The organism is Pelagimonas sp. KU-00592-HH, assembly GCF_040369695.1.
Taxonomy (GTDB): Bacteria; Pseudomonadota; Alphaproteobacteria; order Rhodobacterales; family Rhodobacteraceae; genus Shimia.
In genome coordinates this window covers 166,632-180,575 of sequence record NZ_BAABWM010000004.1, presented here as the reverse complement: position 1 = coordinate 180,575, position 13,944 = coordinate 166,632, and the positions used below count along the sequence as shown (strand labels likewise).

The 13,944-nt window shown below is 61.6% G+C and carries 11 protein-coding genes; 4 read left to right on the top strand and 7 right to left on the bottom strand.

What is annotated here, in order from left to right; genetic code table 11:
* Nucleotides 1–3 precede the first annotated feature (3 nt).
* The 3 genes from ABWV42_RS16155 to ABWV42_RS16145 are packed head-to-tail and all read right to left on the bottom strand — an operon-like array spanning nucleotide 4 to nucleotide 5,020.
* Nucleotides 4–1,650, bottom strand: a complete 1,647-nt coding sequence (locus ABWV42_RS16155; protein ID WP_353341089.1) for a hydantoinase B/oxoprolinase family protein — start codon at nucleotides 1,648–1,650, stop codon at nucleotides 4–6.
* Nucleotides 1,647–3,734, bottom strand: coding sequence for a hydantoinase/oxoprolinase family protein (locus ABWV42_RS16150; protein ID WP_353341088.1), 2,088 nt, complete (start codon nucleotides 3,732–3,734; stop codon nucleotides 1,647–1,649). Before ABWV42_RS16150 ends, ABWV42_RS16155 begins: the two co-directional genes overlap by 4 nt.
* Before the next feature lie 14 nt (nucleotides 3,735–3,748).
* Nucleotides 3,749–5,020, bottom strand: a complete 1,272-nt coding sequence (locus ABWV42_RS16145) for an NAD(P)/FAD-dependent oxidoreductase (RefSeq protein ID WP_353341087.1) — start codon at nucleotides 5,018–5,020, stop codon at nucleotides 3,749–3,751.
* 145 nt (nucleotides 5,021–5,165) lie between these two features.
* Between ABWV42_RS16145 and ABWV42_RS16140 the strand changes: the two genes are divergently transcribed.
* Complete coding sequence (locus ABWV42_RS16140) at nucleotides 5,166–5,567, top strand: rhodanese-like domain-containing protein (RefSeq protein ID WP_353341086.1); 402 nt, start codon at nucleotides 5,166–5,168, stop codon at nucleotides 5,565–5,567.
* A gap of 21 nt (nucleotides 5,568–5,588) precedes the next feature.
* Here ABWV42_RS16140 and ABWV42_RS16135 read toward each other — a convergent pair whose 3' ends face one another.
* Nucleotides 5,589–6,374, bottom strand: coding sequence for an IclR family transcriptional regulator (locus tag ABWV42_RS16135; RefSeq protein WP_353341085.1), 786 nt, complete (start codon nucleotides 6,372–6,374; stop codon nucleotides 5,589–5,591).
* Between the two features lie 60 nt (nucleotides 6,375–6,434).
* Complete coding sequence (locus tag ABWV42_RS16130) at nucleotides 6,435–8,756, bottom strand: molybdopterin-dependent oxidoreductase (RefSeq protein WP_353341084.1); 2,322 nt, start codon at nucleotides 8,754–8,756, stop codon at nucleotides 6,435–6,437.
* 93 nt (nucleotides 8,757–8,849) lie between these two features.
* Between ABWV42_RS16130 and metC the strand changes: the two genes are divergently transcribed.
* Genes metC through ABWV42_RS16115 form a run of 3 tightly spaced genes read left to right on the top strand, consistent with a single transcriptional unit; the run spans nucleotide 8,850 to nucleotide 11,576 of the window.
* The gene (metC, locus tag ABWV42_RS16125; protein ID WP_353341083.1) at nucleotides 8,850–10,016 is read left to right on the top strand and encodes a cystathionine beta-lyase; all 1,167 of its coding nucleotides are present in this window, start codon (nucleotides 8,850–8,852) and stop codon (nucleotides 10,014–10,016) included.
* 10 nt (nucleotides 10,017–10,026) lie between these two features.
* Complete coding sequence (locus tag ABWV42_RS16120; protein WP_353341082.1) at nucleotides 10,027–10,662, top strand: VOC family protein; 636 nt, start codon at nucleotides 10,027–10,029, stop codon at nucleotides 10,660–10,662.
* Nucleotides 10,663–10,712: 50 nt separating this feature from the next.
* Nucleotides 10,713–11,576 (top strand): MBL fold metallo-hydrolase, encoded by an 864-nt coding sequence (locus ABWV42_RS16115; protein WP_353341081.1) that lies wholly within the window; start codon nucleotides 10,713–10,715, stop codon nucleotides 11,574–11,576.
* Between the two features lie 81 nt (nucleotides 11,577–11,657).
* Here ABWV42_RS16115 and ABWV42_RS16110 read toward each other — a convergent pair whose 3' ends face one another.
* Nucleotides 11,658–12,743: an amino acid ABC transporter permease gene (locus tag ABWV42_RS16110; protein ID WP_353341080.1), complete on the bottom strand. Its 1,086-nt coding sequence runs from the start codon at nucleotides 12,741–12,743 to the stop codon at nucleotides 11,658–11,660.
* 1 nt (nucleotide 12,744) lies between these two features.
* A complete protein-coding gene (locus tag ABWV42_RS16105; RefSeq protein WP_353341079.1) occupies nucleotides 12,745–13,881 on the bottom strand; it encodes an ABC transporter permease subunit in 1,137 nt (378 codons plus the stop codon).
* Between the last annotated feature and the right edge of the window lie 63 nt (nucleotides 13,882–13,944).

The following is a 13,944-nucleotide window of genomic DNA, read 5'->3' as shown; positions in this document are numbered from 1 at the left end:
TCCTTAGTCGTCCAGGCCGTAGTCGGCTTTTGCTTGGGTTTCAGTGATGTATCCGGCGTCCAGATCGGCGCGGACCTGATCGCGGTCGCGTGCTCTGGGATCGCCATAGCCGCCCCCACCGGGCAGGCTGAGGATCAGGCGCTGGCCGTTTTCGACCTTCTGCCGCCCCTTGCCGCGCAACTTGGTGCCGTCGGACAGCTCAACCGCCCCGGCGCCACCCGGCCCACCGCCGTTCCGGCCTTGGGCGGGGTTTTCGATCCGGTCGAACATGGCGTTGAAGAAGAAGTCATAGCCTTCGCGGGCCTCGATCTCGATGGTTTGGCCCAGGCCGCCACGGAAGGCACCGGCCCCGCCGGACCCTTCGCGCAAATCCTTGCGCCAGACGGTGATCGGTCCGACGTGCTCGGTAGCCTCGACGCTCATGGTTGATACCCCCGAAGGGAAGGCTGTGGCCGACATGCCGTCCAGTGCAGGTCGTGCCCCGGTGCCGCCCGAGTTGAACATCAGCACCTCGCGGTTGGGCAGATCGCTGTCGGGGTCGCTGGGTCGGGCCGAGATCTGGATGTTCCAAAGCGCACTGGCCCCTTCAGCTGGGACAGTGTCGGGCATCGCCTGATGCAGCGCGCCCAGCACCACATCGGGCACCAGGTGGCCCATCACATGGCGGGTTGAAACCGGGGCAGGGCGCTTGGCGGCCAGGATGCAGCCTTCGGGCGCGGTGATCTCGAACGGCAGAAGCGAGCCGGTGTTGTTGGGCACCTGAGGCGCAATCGCACATTTCAAGGCATAGCAGGCATAGGCGCGGGTATAGACCTCGGGGCAGTTCACGCCGAATTTCGACATCGGGGAGGTGCCCGCGAAATCGGCTTTCAGGGTACTGCCTTCGACTGTCAGCGCCACCTGCATGTGCACCGGTGCCTCCATCCCGTCGACGGTCATGGTCGCGTTGTAGGTGCCCGAGGGGACCTGGGCGATGGCTTCCAGCGTCGCCTTGCGGCTGCCTTCCATGATGAAATCGCTCAGCCCGTCCAGATCGTCGATGGAGAATTCATCCATCATGTCCTGCAGGCGGCGGTTGCCGGCCTCGTTACAGGCGGCCAGCGAATACATGTCGCCCACGGTCTGGTCCGGAGTGCGCACATTGGCGCGCACCAGCTGGATCAGCAGCGGATTGACCGCGCCGCGTTCGGCGAATTTGGTGATCGGGATCAGCAGACCCTCTTCAAACACCTCGCCCGCGTCGGGGCCGAAGCCACGCCCGCCGATGTCGACAACATGCGCCGTGCAGGCGAAGTATCCGATATGCGTGTCCTTGCGGAACACCGGGGTGACAACGGTGATGTCGTGCAGATGACCGGTGCCCATCCAGGGGTCGTTGGTGATGAAGACATCGCCGTCAAAGGTGTTTTGCGCGCCGATCTCGCGGGCGAAATGGGTGACGCTTTCGGCCATGGCGTTGACGTGGCCCGGGGTGCCCGTCACGGCCTGCGCCATCATCCGTCCCTGCCGGTCAAACAGGCCTGCGGACAGGTCGCCCGCCTCGCGGACTGACGTTGAAAACGCTGTGCGGATCAGGGTCGTGGCCTGTTCTTCCACCACCGCGATCAGGCGGTTCCACATGATCTGATAGTCGATCGAGGATGCGCTCATTGCTCTGCTCCTTTCCGCAGCAACAGCAGGCTGCCGTCCCCCTGACCGATCACCGAATAGGCGCTGGTCACGATGGTCGAGGTTTCATTTTCCACCACCACGGCGGGGCCTTCGACGATGACGCCGGGGGTCATGGTGCTGCGTTCGACCTCACGCGCGGTGACGGTTTGACGTTGGGCAGCATCAAAGAACTCGCGGGTCTTGCCGCCGCCCAGCGGCAGGCCGGTCAGATGGCGACCCGCCTTGGGCACCTCGGGCAGGACCGAGGCGACGGTCAGCGACCAGTTGGTCACCTCGACCGCCAGATCGTCGATGACGCGGCCGAAAAGGGTGCGATACGCCTCTTCGAAAGCGGCCAGCAGGGCGGTGTGGTCGCTGTCGGTGAAGCTGCGATAGGGCAGGACCACTGGGATCTCCCAACCCTGACCGGAATAGCGCATATGCGCGGTCAGCCGGGTCGTGGTTTCAGCATCCCCCGCGCCTTCGGACACAAAGGCGCGCGCCTCGGCCTCAAGCTCTTGCAGGGCGGCGTTGACCGTGCCTGCGTCAAAGGCGTCCAGACGCTGGAACAACCCGCGCGAGGCCTCATAGCTGAACGGCGCCTTCAGAAAGCCGATGGCCGAGCCCACGCCCGCGCCGGGCGGGATGATCAGCGCCTCGATCCCCAGTTTTTCGCACAGGCGGCAGGCATGCAGCGGCGCGCCACCGCCGAAGGCGATCATGGTGAAATGTTCGATGTCGCGACCGTTCTCGACGGTGTGGACGCGGGCCGCATTGGCCATGTTTTCGTCCACCATTTCGGTTACGCCGAAGGCCGCCTGTGAGGGGTCCATGCCCAGCTTTTCCCCCAGGCGGGACGAGATTGCCCCATGCGCCAGATCGACGGACAGCGGAATGGCCCCCCCGGCGAAGTTTTCGGCGTCCAGACGGCCAAGGGTCAGGTTGCTGTCGGTGACGGTCGGCTCTTCCCCACCGCGCTGATAGCAGGCCGGGCCGGGTTCGGAGGCTGCCGAGCGGGGGCCCACCTGAATGCGCCCCATCGCGTCGATCGAAGCGATCGAGCCGCCGCCGGCGCCGATCTCGACCATTTCGACCACCGGGGTCGATACGGGCATGCCCGAGCCTTTCTTGAAGCGATAGGTGCGGGCGACCTCGAAGGTGTTGGCGGTTTTCGGTGTGCCATCCTCGATCAAACAAATTTTAGCGGTGGTGCCGCCCATATCGAAGGACAACACCTTGTCGATCCCATGCGCCATGGCGAAATCAGCGGCGAAGATCGCCCCGCCTGCAGGGCCGGATTCCAGCAGACGAACCGGTTCCGCGCTGGCGGTTTCGACCGAGATAAGGCCGCCGCCCGAATGCATCATGAAGACCGGAGCGCTGATCCCTTCGTCCCGCAAGCGGGCCACCAGGCGGCCCAGATAATCAGCCACCTGCGGCTGCACATAGGCGTTGGCGATCACGGTGTTGAAGCGTTCGAATTCACGCATCTGCGGCGAGATCACCGAGGAGATAGAGATCGACAGATCGGGCGCGGCTTTGCGCAGCGCCTCGGCCACCATCTGCTCGTGCGCGGGGTTGGCATAGGCATGCATGAAGCCGACGGCTACGGCCTCGTACCCACCGTCCAGAATGGTTTGCACCATCGCGTCGACCTCGGTCGGGTCCAGCGCCAGCAGCACCGATCCGTCCGCCGCGACGCGCTCGTTCATGGTGAAGCGGTCCTTGCGGGCGACCAGCGGGGTGGGCAGAGTCAGGTTCAGGTCATATTGCTCGAACCGGTTTTCCGAGCGCATCTCGACCACGTCGCGGAAGCCTTCGGTGGTGATGAAGGCCAGCTTCGCGCCGCGCCGTTCGATCAGCGCGTTGGTGACAAGCGTGGTGCCGTGGATGACCTGACCAATGTCTGTCAGGGGGATGCCAGCGGTTTCGGCGGCCTTGAGGATGCCATCCAGGATCGCCTGCTCGGGCTGGCTGTAGTTGGTCAGCACCTTGCCGGTCGACAGGCCGCCGGGATGTTGCAGGGCGACGTCGGTGAAGGTTCCACCGATGTCGACACCGACACGTATGTTGGGATTGGACATGTCCGGCCCTCGTTTCAGAAGCTTTTGATGCATTGGTTGGCGGCAAATGCCGTGTGATAGAACCCGGTCTTCATCGTCCGGTTCGACACCGGATCAAGCGCGGTGAAAGGCACCGGCAGGGTGTCTTCGCTGGCTCCTGTCAACAGTTCGGCCAAGGCTTTGCCGAACATGGTGCCGGTGGTAATCCCGCGCCCGTTGTAGCCGATGGGCGAATATAGTCCCTCGGCCAGTTTGTGGATGCGGAACAGGTGGTTGGGAGTCATAGCGATCTGCCCGTGCCAAGCGTTGTCGAATTCGACCTTGCCGAGCTCGGGGAACAGGCGGGCTAGGTTCTTTTCCGCCCAGCGGCGTGATAGTCCGCTCATGCCGCCATGTACCGCGCCCATTGATCCGATGATCAGCCGCCCGAAAGCGTCACGACGCAGCGAGAACATGACTGGTGCGGTGTCCCAAAGCCCTTGTCGTTCCGGCAGGATATGGGCCGCGCGCTCGCCCAGCGGTTCGGTTGAAAGCTGGAAAAAATGGATCATGGTATAGGTCTGCTTTAGCCCCGGCCAAAGCGTATCTGTGTAGGCGTTGGTGCCCAGAACCACATGTTTGGCGGTGACAGTGCCGCGGGTGGTGCGGACCTTCCACAGATCTCCGTCGCGCTTTAGCTCGGTCGCGGTCACCCCGGTTGAAATCGTGGCGCCAGCGGCCAAGGCGGCGCGAGCCAGGCCGCGGGCATATCCCATCGGGTTGATGGTGCCAGCACGGTGATCCAGCAGGCCGCCGTGAAACTGTGAGGTGCCGGTTCTCTGCGCCGTGGTTTCGGCGTCCAGCAGGTCGACCGGAGCACCCAGCCGATGCCATTCTTCGGCCCGGCGGGCCAGGTCCTCGAACCCTTTGGGAGAATGGGCAGCGTGGATCGTACCGGTGTGGGTGACCTCGCATTCGATTCGGTGTTTTTCGATCAGCGAAAAGACGTACTCGGGCATCTTGCCCAGGCGGTCGATCAGCTCGGCGCCTTTGGCCTTGCCCAGTTTGTCATGTACGTCCTGCGGCGGCAGCCAAAGGCCGGCGTTGACCAGCCCGACATTACGGCCCGAGCCGCCGTAGCCCACGTGCTGTGCTTCCAATACACGGCAGTTCAACCCGGCCTCGGCGCCGTGCAGGGCAGTGGACAGGCCGGTAAAGCCACCGCCAACGATGGCCACATCACAGGTGACGTCACCTTCCAGCCCCTGATCATAGGTCGGTTCGGTTGCCGACATGTCCCAAAGTGAGATCGGGTTGTTCTCTGGCACGGTTCCTCTCCCTGCAAATCGTCTGGTCGGGAGCGCGGCGGTCGCCGGGGAATCCCGATGAGCATCACCTTGATGCCTTTTTCAATATGTGTCAATATTCAATAAGAACGTGCTGAGATATGAAACAATATGCCGGAGGAGTCATATGCCTAAACTGAACACGACCGTCAAAGAAATGGTCGCCAATGCCCGCGCTCGAATCGAAGAGGTCGAAACTCCCGATGCCATCGCCATGGTCGGGAATCCCAATGTCATTATCGTCGATATTCGCGACGTGCGCGAACGCCAGCGCTCGGGGTTCATTCCCGGCAGCTTCCATTGTCCGCGCGGCATGCTCGAGTTCTGGGTGGACCCGCAAAGCCCTTATTTCAAAGAGGTTTTCAGCGAAAACAAAAAGTTTGTTTTCCACTGTGCTAGCGGCTGGCGTTCGGCCCTGTCGGTGGCGTTGCTTCAGGATATGGGATTTGAAGCAGCCCATCTGAAAGAGGGTTTTTCGACCTGGGAAAAGCAGGGCGGTCCGGTGGAGTTCCCCGATTCCCGCGCGTGACTTGCGCCGTGAAGCAGAGGCTCAAATCTGCTGCAGCCTGTGCGTCACGCTTTCTGCGGCCATTTTTACCAGGTCACAGATTCGTTCTTCGTCTCCGGGTTCCAGGTTGAACTCGGGGACTGACACGCCCAGCGCGGCGACCGCCTCGCCGTCGGGCAGGTAGATAGGCGCGCCGAAGCTGAGGATACGTTCACGGAACTCCCCTGTATCGATTGCATAGCCCCGGCCTTGAGTGGTGGCCATTTCTTCGTCCATAACTTTGATCGAGGTGATTGTGCGCTCGGTATGTTTGGTCAGGTTGCCGATTAGTCGCTCACGAAGGCGGTTGTAGTTTGCCGCAAGGATCGCTTTGCCTGTGCCGACACAATGGATCGGGGCGGTGCCCGCCACCGGATTCCACGATCGGATTGGTTGGGTGCTGTCGATCTTGTCGATGTAAACCACGTTCAGCCCGTCCGGTACGGCCAGATAGATCGCCTCGCCGGTTTTCGACGACAGCATCTGCATGGCTGGCCCGGCTAAATCACGCAGGTTGAAGTTTTCGACAACCGAGCGGCCCACCTGCCAGGTCTTAAGCGTCGCGCGATATAGCTTGTCCTCGGTCGTCTGCACATAGCCAAGTGCAGTCAGCGTCTGTAGAAGGCGGAAAACGTTGGACTTGGTCAGCTCAAGCTCACGCGAAAGTTCCGACACCCCCTTGGCGCCGCGAGCGGCAGCCAGGGCTTCTAGGATCATCAACCCCTTGGACAGGGTGCTGTCCAGCCGGAGTTCCTTCTTCGGGGTTTCGCTTGCTGTCTGATCACTCAACGATCCACCTCCAATGGTCTTGTTGGGAGTACTGTTCTGCATTTTGGCACGAATGTACACTCATGGATTGTCCTCGAAGGATGGCGGTTCATGCGCCATCACATCGCAGGGCGGCCCGTCGTATTTGCGAAGTTCGACAAAGGCGGAATGTGCGGCAGGCCCCTGCGCCAAGCGCGAGGTGCGATTGTCATGGGTCAGAACATTGGGATTGCCGTGGCGGTCGCGGTGCCTGGGGTGGTTATAGTCGGGGTCATACCAGGCGCCGGTCCACAGAAAGACGACGCCGCGCGCGATATCGCCGGTGACGCGAGCCCCGGCCAAACAGCAGCCACGCGCGTTGCTCAGCTCCACCAGGTCACCATCCGCGATTCCCCGCGCCTCGGCGTCCTTGGGGTGAATCAGCACTGGTTCCCGCCCTTTGACTTTATGCGCGCGACTGAAGTCTCCGTTGTCGAGCTGCGAATGCAGACGGGTTGCGGGTTGGCCGGAGATCATAGCCAATGGATATGTGTCTACCGAGCCATCCGCTATCCCCCGCGGCGGCATCCAGACCGGATGGCCGGGGCAGTCGCCATAGCCGAACCCGGCGATCACCTGCGAGAACAGCTCGATCTTTCCGCTGGGAGTGGGCAGCGGGTTGGCGGCCGGGTCTGCGCGGAACTCAGACAGGAACACCCGGTCGGGAGCGGGGTCTGGAACTTCGATCATATCGCCAGCGGTAAAATCGTCCCAGTCCGGCAAGTCGACCCCGTGCTCCGCCGCCGACTGTACTGTCTGCGCCCACATAGCTTGAAGCCATTCCTCTTCATTGCGCCCTTCGGTGAAGCTGTCCTTTGTGCCCAGCCGGTCCGCCAGATCACAAAAGATATCGTACTCGGTGCGGGCCAAGCCGGCCGGGGACATCAAGGCGGGTGAGGGGATCAGGCAGTTTTCCTGCTTGCCGACCACGAAATCACTACGCTCTTCGGGTGCGGCGATGGGCAAAACGATATCAGCGTGACGGGCGCTGGAAGTCCAGTTCATTTCGTTCACCACCACGGTCTCGGGGCGCTGAAAGGCCGCGTGCAGGCGATTCAGGTCCTGGTGGTGGTGGAAGGGGTTGCCCCCCGCCCACCAGACCAGACGGGCATCCGGGAAGCGGCGGGTTTCACCGTTGTATTCATATCGCGCGCCGGGTTTTTCCAGCATCTCTGTGATCATGGCGACGGGGATGAAGTCGTCAACCGGGTTGCGACCTTGGGGCAGGGCGCCGGGGCGCAATATCCGGTCCATCACACCGATGGTGCCGTTCACCCCATAGCCGATGGTATAGCCGGCGCCAGGCAGGCCGATCTGCCCGAGCATGGCGGCCAGGGTGACGCTCATCCAAAGGGGCTGTTCACCCCAGTCGGCGCGTTGAAGCCCTGCCGCGCAGCAGATCATGGTGCGGCTGGCGGCCATGTCGCGCGCCAGATCGCGGATGCGGTCCGCGGCGATCCCGCAATGTGTTTCGGCCCAATCCGCATCCTTAGAGATTCCGTCGTCCGCACCGGTTAGATAGGCTGCGACCTGGTCGAACCCTACGGTGTAGCGATCCAGGAATATCGCGTCGTGCATGTCTTCGGACAGCAGCGTATGCGCTAGCCCCATCATCAGGGCGACGTCAGTGCCGGGGCGAGGGGCGAGCCATTCGGCCCCCAGCGCAGGGTCGATATCGCGGCGCAGGGGGCTGATAGACACGAAGCGGACACCTGCGGCGGCGCAATCACGCAGCGCCTGGGGAATTCGGTGTCGCCCGATGCCGCCATCGGACACCTGCGTACTGCGCTGGGGAATGCCGCCGAACATCACCATCAACTCTCCATGTGCGGCGATGTTGGAGAACCGCGTCGCCTCTTTCACGTGGTCGCGGTAGTTGCCGACGATATGCGGCATCAGCACCAGCGCTGCGTTGTAGCTGTAGTTGCCCTCTGAGCGCACAAAGCCGCCGAAGGTGTTCAGGAAGCGTTTCAGCTGGCTTTGCGGGTGATGGAAGCGCCCCGCGCTGCCCCAGCCGTAAGAGCCTGCGAAGATCGCGTCGTTTCCATGTTCGGTGCGGATGCGCGTAAGTTCGCGGGCCAGCAGGTCAAGGGCGGTGTCCCAATCGACTTCGACAAAGGGCTCCCGCCCGCGCTGACCGCCGGCGTCACCGGGGCCTTTCTCCAGCCAGCTTTTGCGTACCGCCGGGCGCCGTACGCGTGCCCGGCCGGACAGGCTAGAGGCGATGTTGCCATTGATTCGCGATGGAGCCGGGTCTGCCGGATGAGGCAGGACGTCCACGAGCCGCCCGCCCTGCATGACAGCTCGGCCAAGTCCCCAGTGATTGCTGACCAACCCCTCGGGGTCGCGATGATGTTTGCTCATCATAATGTTCCGATATGTGCAACGTTTTTTTTGTATATTGACACGTTGAGGGTGGCGCGTCATCTTCTTTTCGTCTTTTTCAGGATTGCCCAGATGACCGACCAAAATCTAGATCTCTCCGATGCACTTGTGCATTTGGGGCGTGGGCCGCGGACACCGGGCCGCGCCGTGAACCTGCCGATCACCCAGGGATCGACCATGTTGTTTGACACTTTGGCTGAGTTCGAAGCCGCGCGTGAAGCGCGGTATCAGCCCGAGACGTTATACTATGGCCGCTACGGAAACCCGGCTAGCTTCGAGCTGGAAAAAACCATCGCCACGCTTGAAGGTGGAGCAGGGTGCATTTCGGTCTCAGCCGGGTTGACGGCGGTTACGCTGGCCCTGATGGGGGCGGCCAAAGCGGGAGATCACGTGCTGGTGGCCGATACGGTTTACACTCCCACGCGCAACTTTTGTGACACGGTTTTGCAGCGCTACGGGGTCGAAGTGTCCTACTTCGACCCGATGCAAGACTTCGCTCCGCATTTCCGCACGAATACGACGGTAGTCATGTTCGAAGCTCCCGGTTCGGGCACCTTTGAGGTGCCGGACATCCCGGCCATTGCTGCCCTGGCCCGCGCGCAGGGGGCCATCTCGATTATCGACGGGACATGGGCGACGCCGGTCTTCTGTCAACCGCTGAAGCTGGGCGTGGATGTGGTGGTGCATTCGGGCTCGAAATACATCGGCGGTCATGCCGACAGCATGATCGGTTTCATCGTCTGTAACGAGGCCACTTATGCGCCGATGCGCAAGATGGTGTTGGCCTATGGTGACAAGGCAGGATCGCAGGATGTGTTCCTGTCCATGCGCGGGCTGCGGACGCTGGAAATGCGGATGAAGGCAGCCGAGGCGGCGGGATACGAGATCGCCAGTTTCCTGCAGGATCAACCACAAATCACGCGTCTTCTGCATCCCGGATTTGCCGACTGCCCGGGGCATGATTTCTGGAGGCGTGACTTCACCGGGGCCGCAGGGCTGTTCAGTGTCGTGACCAAGCCCTGTTCAGATTTGCAGCTGCACGCTTTCGTCGATGCGTTGGAGTTGTTTGGCGTCGGCGTCAGCTGGGGCGGGTACGAAAGCCTGGTACTGCCGGTTGCACCACTGCGCACGGCCAAGCCCTGGGACGATCCGGGCCGGGTCCTCCGCTTCAATGTCGGATTTGAAAACATCGACAGCCTGAAGGCCGACTTGGCCCGGGCTCTGCCGCTTCTGGACTAAGGATCAGCATATGCACAACAAGATCGACCACTTCGCCATCGGCGCCGACACCCTGGAACACGGGCAGGCGGCGCTGGAAACCCTGCTGGGCGTCACCGTTCCGCGCGGCGGCAAGCACGATGCGATGAGCACGCACAACTGCGTTATGCAGTCGGGTAACGAAAGCTTCCTTGAGATTCTGTCGATTGATCCCGATGCGCCCGATCCGGGCCGCGCGCGGTGGTTCTCGCTGGACGAGGCTGCGACGCGTGACCGTATCACCGACCGCCCCGGCGCCCTGTGCTGGGTTGTGGGCACCGACAATCTGGACGCGGTGATCGAAAACAGCCCTGTCGATCTGGGGGAGGTGGTGGATTTTGCACGCGGCGATCGCACTTGGCGGTTAACGGTGCCTCGTGACGGTCATCTGCCCGAAGGCGGCTTGCTGCCTGCCTTCATCGAATGGTCCCCGGGGCCGCATCCCTCGACCGGACAGCAGGATTTGGGGGTCACGCTGACCTCGGTCGTGCTGACCCACCCCGAGCCCGAAAAGCTGACCGCAATGCTCAAGGCCCTGCAGGTTGACCATTTGGCGCGGGTCGAAGAGGGGGCCGCCAGCCTGGCATTTGAGTTGAATAGTCCGAACGGCCCTGTCCGCATCGACTGACACCCCAAAGGGCGCCCTAGCGGCGCCTTTTCAAATTAAGGAGGACCTTCATGACCGTCCGACCCAATGTCACCCCATTCTTTGACGACGATAGCAACACGATCTCATACGTCGTGCGTGACCCCTGCAGCGCCGCCTGCGCGGTGATCGATTGCGTGATGGACATCGACTATGCCGCCGGGCGGCTGAGCTTTGAAAGCGCGGATGCCATCATCGAGTTCATCACTGACAACGGCTGGCAGCTAGACTGGCTGATCGAAACCCATGTGCATGCCGATCACCTGTCCGCCGCGCCCTATATCCAGCAGAAGCTAGGTGGCAAAGTCATGATCGGGGAGCAGATCTTGGTGGTGCAAGAAACCTTCGGCAAGGTGTTCAACGAAGGGACTGAGTTCGCCCGAGATGGCTCGCAGTTTGATGTTTTGCTCAAGGATGGGGATACCTATCAGCTTGGCGGTTTGACCTGCTCCGCCCTGCATACGCCGGGCCACACCCCCGCCTGCATGACCCATTTGATCGGGGATGCGGCTTTCGTCGGGGACACACTTTTCATGCCCGACGCTGGATCGGCCCGCGCAGATTTTCCTGGCGGCGATGCCGGGCTCCTCTATGATTCGATCCAAAGGGTCCTGACGCTGCCAGATGAAATCCGCCTGTTCATGTGCCACGACTATGGCGCCGAAGGGCGTGACATTGCTTGGGAATCCACAGTGGCCGAAGAAAAGGCGCAGAACATTCATGTGGGGGCGTGCAAGACGCGCGAGGATTTCGTCGCTATGCGCGAGGCGCGCGATGCCACTTTGGACATGCCCCGGCTGATTATACCGTCCCTTCAGGTCAATATGCGCGCAGGCGAAGTACCCGTCGATGCGGATGGCAACCCACTGTTGAAGGTGCCAGTCAACAAGCTCTAACGGGCTCTGTTGCAACTTAAAAAGAAGCCGCCAGATCATCTCTGGCGGCTTTAGTTTTCAGGAGGAGGTCTCTTCGGTGGTTTAATGCTTGGCCACGGCCATCCGGCGTTTCAGGTATTCGCCATATTGACCCAGCGAGAAGATGAAGCTCCAGTAGATCAGCCCGACGAAGGCGTAAACCTCCATGTAGTAGGGGGCCCATTGCCCGGTGCCGAATGCTGCATTGGCACTGGCCAGGATGTCGAAGAAGCCGATGATGATGACGATCGCGGTTTCCTTGAAGGTGACCACTACCATGTTGATCGTGCCCGGCAGCGCGTGGCGGAAGACCTGCGGCAGGATGATCGTGTTCATGACTCGCAACGGGGTGATTCCCAGGGCTTTTCCGGCCTCAAACTGCCCTTTGGGAATGGCCTGGAAGCCACCGCGGAACACTTCGGCCTGGTAGCAAGCGAAGAACAGTGCGAAGGCGACGATCACGCGCCAGATCTTGTCCCCCTGCAGCCAATCGGGCAGCAGGATCGGAACCACCACAGCTGCGGTGAAGAGTGTGGTTAGCAGAGGCAACGAGCGGATGAAGTCGATCACCAGCGACGCGCCCGTGCGCACCACCGGCAGCTCGGACCGGCGTGCAAGCGCAAGTCCCAGACCCATCGGCATGCCCAAAAGTACCACCGAGGCGAACAGGAACAGAGTCAGCGACAGCCCGCCCCATTGATCGGTGGTCACCTGGGTAAGACCCAGCAGGCTGCCCTCCATCAGCAAATAATAGCCAGCGAAACCGGCGATCCACAGGCCCGACAGCCGCTTGCCGGACCACATTGCCGGTAGGCAGGACAGGATCACCGTCAGAATGATCGCCGCACAGGCCAGGCTCGAGCGCCAGTGCTCTTCATAGGGGTACAAGCCGAACAGGATCAGTCGGTGGCGCGCGGCTACTACGGACCAGCAGGCCCCATCCGCCGTCGGGCATTGCTCTGCCTGCTCCGCACTCCAGACTGCGCCGATAAAGGCCCAATCGATCAACTTCCACACGATCCAGGCCAGGCCCAGAAGTAGCGCGATGTTGATCCCGGCCATATCGGGCGAAGCGAAGACACGTTTGCGCAGGATAGCACCGGTCTTGCTGCGGGACTTTGAGGGAAGTTTCACGGTCGTCACTGCCATCCTAGTGCGCCTTCAGTTGCATACGCGCATTCAGCCAGTTGACCGCCTGTGCGATGGAATAGTTAATGCCTAGGAAAACCGCCATCAGGATGCCGATCAGTTCCAGCGTCTGCCCCGACTGAGTGATTGAGGTCGACACCAGCATGAACAGATCAGAGAAGCCGATGGCGACGCCAATTGTCGTAGCCTTCATTATGAAGATCCATTGGTTGCCAAGTGGCGGAATGATCGTACGCAAAGCCATGGGCAGCTTGATGCGGATCCAAATGTCGCGCGGGCTCAGACCCACGGCCTTGCCAGCCTCGACCAGACCTTTGGGTACCTCTTGCAGCCCGCCTCGGACCACCTCGGCGATATAGGCCGAACCGTAAAGGACGATGCCGATGATCATGGCCACCAACTCGATCGACACGGTGGTGCCGCCGACAAAACGTAGGCCTTTTAGTTCGGGGGCGGACACAAGTGGCGCGCCTTCGGGGCGCGACATCAAAGTGGCCAATATGACCAGGGCGGGGATTGTCACAAGCCAGGCGCGCAACCGCTGCGTGGTCTCCCAGCCAGTGAACCAGCGCATCAAGAAGGGCATCGCCACCGCAAAGCCCAAAACCAGTGCCGCCGCCATCAACGAGATGTTCAGCGCCGGGATCATCAGGCCCCGGTTCGACAGAAATGCGATGTCGAAAACAGTGATCGCCTGACGGGGGCCGGGCAGGTGGATCAATACCGCGTACCAGAACACCAGTTGAAGGATTAGCGGGATATTGCGGAACACCTGCACGAAGGCTGTCGCCGCCGCATTCACCCCTAGTCCACGCGCATCGCGCGCGGTGCCGATGGCAAATCCCAGGATCGTCGAGAGAACGATTGAGATCGCCCCTAGGAACACGGTGTTCATTGCCCCGATGGTCAGGGTGCGGGCATATGTGTCATCAATGGAACGCTCGATCAGCGAAAAGGAATAGGACCAGCCCGTCGCCCGATTGAGAAATCCGAAACCGCTAGACAGGCCAAGCACATCCAGATTGACACGTGCGCTGGAAACTGCCCCGACGATTATCACTGCCGTTAGCATCACAAGCATCGCCTGCAAAGCAATCCGCCTTTGACGCAGGCGGCGGCGTTGTTGGGTCATGTCCATTCTTGTCCCCTTCCTCAAATCCGAAGGGGAGATCAGTCCACAAGACACAGGCATGGGTCTGAC